Origin of the sequence: Microbacterium sp. (assembly GCF_036566905.1) — a bacterium.
In the GTDB taxonomy this organism is placed as follows: Bacteria; Actinomycetota; Actinomycetes; order Actinomycetales; family Microbacteriaceae; genus Microbacterium.
Genome location: NZ_DATCVK010000002.1, coordinates 1 through 7487, shown reverse-complemented (window position 1 = coordinate 7487; position 7487 = coordinate 1). Strand labels below are relative to the sequence as shown.

8 protein-coding genes and 1 riboswitch are annotated in these 7487 nt (G+C 72.0%); of the genes, 5 read left to right on the top strand and 3 right to left on the bottom strand.

What is annotated here, in order from left to right; translation table 11 throughout:
• Together VIP82_RS00075 and VIP82_RS00070 are read right to left on the bottom strand one after the other, a co-directional pair.
• The coding region (locus VIP82_RS00075; RefSeq protein WP_331905277.1) for an SDR family NAD(P)-dependent oxidoreductase at positions 1 to 564 on the bottom strand (564 nt) is incomplete at its 3' end.
• Positions 561 to 1421: a fumarylacetoacetate hydrolase family protein gene (locus tag VIP82_RS00070; RefSeq protein WP_331905276.1), complete on the bottom strand. Its 861-nt coding sequence runs from the start codon at positions 1419 to 1421 to the stop codon at positions 561 to 563. The genes VIP82_RS00075 and VIP82_RS00070, both read right to left, overlap by 4 nt.
• A 136-nt stretch (positions 1422 to 1557) precedes the next feature.
• Here VIP82_RS00070 and VIP82_RS00065 point away from each other — a divergent pair, with 136 nt between their 5' ends.
• The 3 genes from VIP82_RS00065 to VIP82_RS00055 are packed head-to-tail and all read left to right on the top strand — an operon-like array spanning position 1558 to position 4247.
• On the top strand, positions 1558 to 2853 hold the full coding sequence (locus tag VIP82_RS00065; RefSeq protein ID WP_331905275.1) for an L-fuconate dehydratase: 1296 nt from the start codon (positions 1558 to 1560) through the stop codon (positions 2851 to 2853).
• A complete protein-coding gene (locus VIP82_RS00060; protein WP_331905274.1) occupies positions 2840 to 3817 on the top strand; it encodes an aldo/keto reductase in 978 nt (325 codons plus the stop codon). The genes VIP82_RS00065 and VIP82_RS00060 overlap by 14 nt, the downstream gene beginning before the upstream one ends.
• A 13-nt stretch (positions 3818 to 3830) precedes the next feature.
• A complete protein-coding gene (locus VIP82_RS00055) occupies positions 3831 to 4247 on the top strand; it encodes an RbsD/FucU family protein (RefSeq protein WP_331905273.1) in 417 nt (138 codons plus the stop codon).
• A 28-nt stretch (positions 4248 to 4275) separates the two neighbouring features.
• Here the strand turns inward: VIP82_RS00055 and VIP82_RS00050 are convergent, their stop codons facing one another.
• Positions 4276 to 6003, bottom strand: a complete 1728-nt coding sequence (locus VIP82_RS00050; RefSeq protein WP_331905272.1) for a D-alanyl-D-alanine carboxypeptidase — start codon at positions 6001 to 6003, stop codon at positions 4276 to 4278.
• Between the two features lie 37 nt (positions 6004 to 6040).
• Positions 6041 to 6152: riboswitch (TPP riboswitch) on the top strand.
• Here VIP82_RS00050 and VIP82_RS00045 point away from each other — a divergent pair.
• Positions 6143 to 6787 (top strand): ECF transporter S component, encoded by a 645-nt coding sequence (locus VIP82_RS00045; protein WP_331905271.1) that lies wholly within the window; start codon positions 6143 to 6145, stop codon positions 6785 to 6787. (Overlaps the previous riboswitch by 10 nt.)
• 2 nt (positions 6788 to 6789) lie before the next feature.
• Positions 6790 to 7487, top strand: a 698-nt coding sequence (locus VIP82_RS00040; RefSeq protein ID WP_331905270.1) for an energy-coupling factor ABC transporter ATP-binding protein, incomplete at its 3' end; no start/stop codon positions are given.

Here is a 7487-nt window from a genome sequence, read left to right as displayed (position 1 = left end):
CAGCAGGCGGCCGATCCACGGGGTGTCGGCCGTGCCCGGGTTGACGGCGTTGACGCGGATGCCCTCGCGCAGGTGGTCGGCCGCCATCGCCCTGGTGAGCGACAGCACCGCGCCCTTCGACGCGCTGTACAGCGCGCGCTGCGGCAGGCCCGCGGTGGCGGCGATCGACGACGTGTTGCAGATCGCCGCTGCGGGCGACTGCCGCAGCCACGGCAGCGTCGCGGCGCTCACGCGGGCGATGCCCGTGACGTTGATCGACAGCACGCGCGCCCACTCGTCGTCGTCGTTCGCGGCGACGTCGCCCTGCGCGCCGATGCCGGCGTTGTTGACGAGGATGTCGATGCGGCCGAACCGTCCGGCGACCGCGGCGATCGCGTCCTCGACGCCGGCGCGGTCCGACACATCGGCGGCGAACGCGGCGAACCGGGGGTCGGCGCCCGACGTGTCGCGGTCGAGCACGGCGACCTCGGCGCCCTCGTCGGCGAGCGCCCGCGCGATCGCGGCGCCGATGCCCGAGGCGCCGCCGGTCACGACGGCGACCAGGCCGTCCAGCTGTCCGCTCATCGTGCCGCCTCCCATGCCACGAACTCCTGGCGCTGCGCGCCCAGGCCCTCGATCTCGATGTCGACGATGTCACCGGGAGCGAGATACGGGAAGCGGCCCGACAGGGCGACGCCCTGCGGGGTTCCGGTCAGCACCAGGTCGCCCGGCTCGAGCGTCAGGAACTGGGACAGGTGCCACACGATGTGGTCGACCGGGAAGATCATGTCGGCCGTCGACGAATCCTGGCGAGGCTCGCCGTTGACGCGGCTCTGCAAGCGCAGCGCCTGCGGGTCGACCTCGTCGGGTGTGACCAGCCATGGGCCGGTCGGATTGAACCCGGGCGCGCACTTGCCCTTGGACCACTGCCCGCCCGACACCTCGAGCTGGAACGTCCGCTCCGAGACGTCGTTGGCGGTGACGAAGCCGGCGATGTGGTCTACGGCCTGCTCCGGGGAGTCGAGGTATGCGGCGCGGCGTCCGATGACGATGCCGAGCTCGACCTCCCAGTCGGTCTTCTCGCTGCCACGGGGGATCGTGACGGCGTCGTTCGGGCCGACGACGGTGTTCGGGGTCTTGAGGAACATCACCGGGATGCTCGGCGGTGTCGCCCCCGACTCGGCGGCGTGGGCGGCGTAGTTCATGCCGATGCAGACGACGGCGCTCGGCCGCGCGATGGGGGCGCCGATGCGGAGGGCGTCTGCGCCCGGCAGCTCGGGCAGGAGCCCCGCGGCGATCGCGGCGGACGTGCGGCCGACCGGATCGTCCGCGAGGAAACTGCCGTCGACATCGGATGTGAGCGGGCGCAGATCGAGGCGACGATCGCCGTCGAGGACGACGGGGATCTCGCTACCGGACTCGCCGAGGCGCGCGAACTTCATTGCTCTCCTGGATTCTCCGTGCGGGGGCGGCGTCGATGCCGTCGCGGCCCGCGGGGCGTGATTGACAGTATAGACATCGGATGTTTACACTGCGAGCGGTCCGACTTCCGGACCGCGAACTGCAGGAGACCGCCCCGTGAGCCGCATCGTCGCCTTCGAGACGACAGACATCCGATTCCCCACTTCGCTCAGCCTTGACGGCTCCGATGCGATGAACCCCGATCCCGACTACTCCGCCGCATACCTGCGGATCGAGACCGACGGCGTCGACGGCATCGACGGGCACGCCTTCGTGTTCACGATCGGCCGCGGCAACGACGTGCAGGTCGCAGCCCTCGACGCCCTCGCCGGGCACCTGGTGGGCCGCGAGGTGGAGCCGCTCCTCGACGACATGGGAGCGACGAACCGCGAGCTCATCGGCGACTCGCAGCTGCGCTGGCTCGGCCCCGAGAAGGGCGTCATGCACATGGCGATCGGCGCGGTCGTGAACGCGCTGTGGGACATCAAGGCCAAGCGCGCCGCGCTGCCGCTCTGGCAGCTGCTCTCGCGCATGAGCCCGGAAGAGATCGTGTCCCTCGTCGACTTCCGCTACCTCACCAACGCCCTGACGCCCGAGGACGCGCTGCAGATCCTCCGCGACGCCGAGCGGGGCCGAGCGGTCAGGGAGCAGGAACTCCTCGCCACGGGTTTCCCCGCGTACACGACGAGTCCCGGCTGGCTGGGCTACTCCGACGAGAAGCTCGCGCGGCTGTGCCGCGAGGCGATCGCCGACGGCTTCGGCCAGATCAAGCTCAAAGTGGGCGCCGACCTCGATGACGACATCCGGCGCCTCCGCGTCGCCCGCGACGTGTGCGGGCCCGACTTCCCGATCGCCATCGACGCGAACCAGCGCTGGGAGGTGTCGGAGGCGATCGCGTGGGTGAACGCGCTCGCCGAGTTCGGCATCGCCTGGATCGAGGAGCCGACGAGCCCCGACGACGTGCTCGGCCACGCCGCGATCGCCCGGGGTGTCGCCCCGGTGCGTGTGGCGACGGGAGAGCACGCGCAGAACCGCGTGATCTTCAAGCAGCTGCTGCAGGCGGACGCCATCGCCGTCATGCAGATCGACGCCGCGCGGGTGGGCGGGGTCAACGAGAACATCGCGAACCTGCTGCTCGCGGCGAAGTTCGGTGTGCCGGTGTGCCCGCACGCGGGCGGCGTGGGGCTCTGCGAGGCGGTGCAGCACCTGTCGATGTTCGACTTCGTGGCGGTCAGCGGCAGCCGCGAGGGTCGCATGATCGAGTACGTCGACCATCTGCACGAGCACTTCGTCGTGCCGACCGATGTGCAGGGCGGCGTCTACCGTGCCCCGCTCGCGCCGGGGATCGGCATGGAGATGAAGGCGGCCAGCCGCGCCGCGTACGAGTTCGGGAGCACGGATGCCGCGGCCTGACGGGACCGGCATCGACGCCTCCGCGCTGACACGTCTCGGCTACGGCGCCGCGAACGTCGGCAACCTCTTCCGCGAGCTCACCGACGATCAGGCGTGGGCCATCCTCGACGCGGCCTGGGAGAGCGGCATCCGCTACTTCGACACCGCCCCTCATTACGGCCTCGGTCTCTCAGAGCGGCGGCTCGGCGCGTTCCTGAAGACGAAGCCCCGCGAGGAGTTCGTGATCTCGACGAAGGCCGGGCGGCTGCTGCGTCCGAACCCCGACGACGACGGCGGGCTGGATCTCGCCGCGGACTTCCACGTGCGCACGACGCTGCGCCGTGAATGGGACTTCTCCGAGGGTGGCATCCGCGCGAGCCTCGACGAGTCGCTCGAACGGCTCGGGATCGACCGGGTCGACATCCTCTACCTGCACGACCCCGAGCGCCACGACCTCGACCTCGCGCTGCAGGAGGCGTTCCCGGCTCTCGAGCAGCTCCGTGCGGAGGGCGCCGTCGACGCCGTCGGCATCGGCTCGATGACCGCCGACGCGCTCGCCGCGGCCGTGCGCGGCGCCGATCTCGACCTCATCATGATCGCGGGCCGGTACACCCTGCTCGAGCAGCCGGCCGCCGACGACGTGCTGCCGGCGTGCCACGAGCGCCAGACCGGCGTGGTCGCGGCATCCGTCTTCAACTCCGGCCTGCTGGCGAAGGACGAGCCGTCGCGCGACGACCGCTATGAGTACGGACGGATGCCGGAGCCGCTGTGGGCGCACCTGCAGCGCATCGTCGCGGTCTGCCGTGCACACGACGTGCCACTGCCTGCCGCGGCGGTGCAGTTCGCGCTGCGGGATCCGGCCGTGCGCTCGGTCGTCGTGGGCGGGAGCCGCCCGGAGCAGCTGCGCCGCAACGCCGAGCTGATGGAGGTCGACATCCCCGGCGGCCTGTGGGACGATCTGGCCGCCGAAGGCCTCATTCACTGACGAAGGGAATCCCATGCTCGAGGGCATCCACCCGCTGCTCACGGGGGAGCTGCTGCTGCACCTGGACCGGATGGGCCACTCCGACGCCGTCGTGATCGCCGACGCGCACTTTCCGGCGTGGGCGATCGGCGTGCGCGTCGTGGACCTGCCCGGGACGACCACGCCTGAGGTCGTGGCCGCCGTGCGCACGGTGCTGCCGCTCGACGATGCGCCCGCGCTCGACCTGATGGCGTCGGCTGACGGCGAAGTGCTCGACGTGCAGCGAGAGCTCGCCGCCGCGGCCGGCACCGATGCGCCGCGCTTCATCGACCGGTTCGAGTACTACGAGCAGGCGAAGCGCGCGTACCTCATCCTGCGCACGGGCGAGACCCGCAAATTCGGCAACGCGCTGCTGCGCAAGGGCGTCGTCGGGCACCCGTCCGCCGGCTGATCGGCCGCCTGCTGACCCGCGGCCGGCCTCAGCCGTTGAGGCCGAACAGGTCCAGCGGGTGCGTCAGCCGCCACCACGGCGACGGGTCGGTGATGGCGGCGGCGAGCTGCAGGTCGACCGTGGTGTCGTCGAGCGGTCCGGCCACGCTGAGCGAGCCGACCACGTCGCCCGCATCGCGGCTCTCCCCGAGGTGATAGGTGGTGGCGATGGTGCCGCTGCCGCCGTTCCACAGGATCACCGCCGCATCGCCCGAGGTGACGATGTCCACCTCGTCGCCCCACAGGGTCTCGACCTGTCCGGCCACCGTGTTCGCCGTCACGGAGGGCTTCAGCTGCAGCTCGCTCTCGAGCTGCGCGTACAGCGCGCGGGAGGCGGCCAGACGGCTTTCGTCGTCGGGCTGCCCGAGCACCGACGCGTAGAGGCGCACCGTCGTGCCGCCGATCGTGACGTCCTTCGCCGACAGCAGGTTCCAGGCGTCGAGCGTCCCGGTCTTGAGGCCGACGACGCCCGGGTCTGCGAGCAGGCCGTTGGTGTTCTCGACGAGCCCGGCACCGGGCAGGTCGACGGACTGCTTCGCGACGATCTCGGCGATCACAGGGTTCGCGAGGGCCTTCTGCGCGAGCACCACGAGGGCCTCGGGGCTCGCGGTGTTGCGCGGGTCCATGCCCGTCGGCTCGTAGACGGTCACGCCGGGCACGCCGTGGGAGGAGAGCCAGGACGAGGCCGCCGAGGCGAAGACGGCATCCGAGGGCCAGAGGCTCTGCGCCAGGCGGTCGGCGTAGTTGTTCGCGGAACCCACCAGCATGCCCTCGAGCATCTGGTACTCGGTGAGCGAGCCGCCGGCGGGCACGTTCAGCGCCGACTCGCCGTTGCTGAGGTACTGCCAGTAGCGGGAGCGATCCGCCGAGGTGAAGCGGTACTCGGGTCCCTGCTCGCCCAGCGCGAGCGGCATCTCCTCGAGGACGACCAGGGCGGTCACGAGCTTGGTGATGCTGGCGATCGCGTCGGGATCCGCCGTCGTGGCCAGCGTCCCCGAGATGCCCCCGACCGCCTCGGCCGCGCTGCCCTGCGCCGGCCACGCCGGCGCCGCGGCGGGCGCCGCCACCGGCTGGACCTCCATCGCGGTGACCGTGGGCGCGACGGCGTGCAGCGGCCACAGCAGCGTCGTCCCCGCATACGCACCGAGCACGGCGGCGATCGCGAGGGTGGGAACCACGACGCCGGCGCGCAGCGGCGAGCGCCGCGGTGCGTCGGAGAGCAGGTCGGCGTCGACGGTGACGTAGGGGGTGGCCGCGGCGGTCAGATCGCCGGGAGCGGCGCCGAGGCCCACGGTCGTCTCATCGACCCAGGCGAGGGCGGTGCGTGCGCCGCCCGCGGCGGGGCGGAGATCGTCGGCGCCCGGGAGGTCGGCGAGCGCCTCGTGACCCGCAGGATCCCAGGTGGCGACGGGGACCGAGGGCGCGGGAAGGAGTCCGGGGATGACAGGGCCTGTCTGCGGCGCCGCATCGAACAGGGGCATCGTGGGCGCGATCGCCGTGGGGCTGTCGCCGAGCGGCACGGTGGCGATCGTCGGCGCGACGGCGGGCACGTCGACCGGGGCGGTGCTGCTGCCCGGGTGCACGACCTCCGTCTCGCCGGTGGCGACGGTGAGGATGCCGCCGCCTTCCGGGGCACCGGCCGAGGCCGGTGTCGGCACGGCACCGGTCTGCGCCCGACGCGCGCGACGCGTGGGCACGGGGGTGTCGTCCGGAGTCACCCCCTCAAAATACCCGTCATCGCGGCGGTATACTGAACGACATAACCACGGGAGTCCGGTGAGCCGGGCTGAGAGGAAGCGATCCACGCTTCGACCGTCGAACCTGATCCGGATCATGCCGGCGCAGGGAGGAGTTCACATGCACACGTCCGCGTCCGCATCCACCCCCGTTGCGGCCACCTCTTCGAGCCCGCGCAGCCTGCGCTGGCGAGTCGTCGACATCGTCGTCGCCGCGGTCCTCGGCGTCGCGATCGGCCTCGTCTTCTGGGCCTGGAACACCGTCGGCTACGCCTGGTTCATCGCCATGGACGGCCTGACGCCCGGCCTCGGTGGACTCGCCGTCGGCATCTGGCTGATCGGCGGCGTCATCGGCGGTCTCGTCATCCGCAAGCCCGGCGCGGCGCTCCTCGTCGAGGTGATCGCCGCGATCGTGTCGATGCTCATCGGCAACGTGTGGGGCGTGTCGACGCTGCTGTCGGGTCTGGTCCAGGGCCTCGGTGCAGAGCTGATCTTCGCCCTCTTCCTCTACCGCCGCTTCACCCTGCCCGTGGCGATGCTCGCCGGTGCGGGCGCCGCCGCCGGCGCCTGGGTGTTCGAGCTGTTCTACGGCAGCTCGCCGAACATCCTGAAGACGCTCGAGTTCAACGTGATCTACCTCGTCTCGCTCATCGTCTCGGGTGCCGTGCTCGCCGGTGTCGTCGGCTGGCTCGCCGTCCGTGGGCTCGCCGCCACCGGCGCGCTCAACCGCTTCGCGGCAGGACGCGAAGCGCGCCGCGAGGTCTGACGATGGCCTCGACCCGTCCGGCCCGCCTCACGGCGGACGGCTGGGGATGGCGGTACGCCGGCCGGCGCGCGCCGGCCGTCCGCGACGTGTCGTTCACGATCGAACCGGGGGAGCGCGTGCTGCTGCTCGGCGCCTCGGGCGCCGGCAAGTCGACGCTCCTCGCCGGCATGGCGGGCCTGCTCGGCGGGGCCGACGAGGGCGATGAGACGGGTTCGCTGCTGATCGACGGCGAGCGGCCGGAAGCCCACCGCGGGCGCGTCGGGCTCGTGCTGCAGGATCCCGATGCGGGCGTCGTGCTGTCGAAGGTCGGCGACGACGTGGCCTTCGGCTGCGAGAACCTCGGGGTGCCGGCGGCCGAGATCCCCGCGCGTGTCGCCGAGGCGCTCGAAGCCGTCGGGCTCGACGTCCCCCTCGCGCGGCCGACGAAGGCGCTCTCGGGCGGGCAGAAGCAGCGGCTCGCCCTCGCCGGCGTGCTCGCGATGCGACCCGGTGTGCTGCTGCTCGACGAGCCGACCGCGAATCTCGACCCCGACGGCGTCCGCGAGGTGCGCTCGAGCATCGAGCACGCCCTCGCCGGGACGGGGGCGACCCTCGTGGTGATCGAGCACCGCACGGCGGTCTGGGCCGATCTGATGGACCGTGTTCTCGTCGTCGGTGCGGACGGCGGCCTCCTCGCCGACGGCTCCCCGGCCGAGGTGTT

Coding starts and splice junctions, on each gene's coding strand:
- VIP82_RS00070 (WP_331905276.1), bottom strand. CDS start 1,421: ATGAAGTTCGCGCGCCTCGGCGAGTCCGGTAGCGAGATCCCCGTCGTC.
- VIP82_RS00060 (WP_331905274.1), top strand. CDS start 2,840: ATGCCGCGGCCTGACGGGACCGGCATCGACGCCTCCGCGCTGACACGT.
- VIP82_RS00055 (WP_331905273.1), top strand. CDS start 3,831: ATGCTCGAGGGCATCCACCCGCTGCTCACGGGGGAGCTGCTGCTGCAC.
- VIP82_RS00045 (WP_331905271.1), top strand. CDS start 6,143: ATGCACACGTCCGCGTCCGCATCCACCCCCGTTGCGGCCACCTCTTCG.